Origin of the sequence: Rhodovulum viride (assembly GCF_003265965.1) — a bacterium.
GTDB lineage: Bacteria > Pseudomonadota > Alphaproteobacteria > Rhodobacterales > Rhodobacteraceae > Rhodovulum > Rhodovulum kholense.
On the sequence record NZ_MUAV01000207.1, the window covers coordinates 1 to 387 of the forward strand.

Sequence of the window (387 nt, forward strand, 5' to 3'; positions counted from 1 at the left end):
CGCGCCCGCCCGCCTTGTTCCACCAGGTCAGGGCCTCGCAGGCGCCCGGCACGTCTCCCTCATTCAGGCGCCGGGTCGCGGTGGATCGGCCCGCCGCGGCCACGCCGACGTTGAAGGCAAGGCTGGTAAAGGCGGCGTCGCGGGGCGGCGGCAGGCGCCGGGCGCGCGTCTCGGCCGAGAAGTGGGGCAGAAGCCGGGCGCGGTACTCGAGCACTTCGGCGCGCAGCAGGGCCTCGCAGTCCGCATCCGACAGAACCATGTCCGGCCGCGCGGTGCGCGTGTGGCCGTAGCAGATCGTCCAGACGCCCACGAGGTCTTGGTAGGCCGCGTTGCGCTTGCCTTCCCATTTCGCGATCAGCGGCACGGCCAGCGCCAGCGCGCGGGCCT

General features: G+C 73.6%; 1 protein-coding gene. It reads right to left on the reverse strand.

The features are described 5' to 3' along the window. Positions 1–387 (reverse strand): lysozyme (locus BYZ73_RS21885; protein WP_146746424.1); only part of this gene is annotated, 387 nt, incomplete at both ends.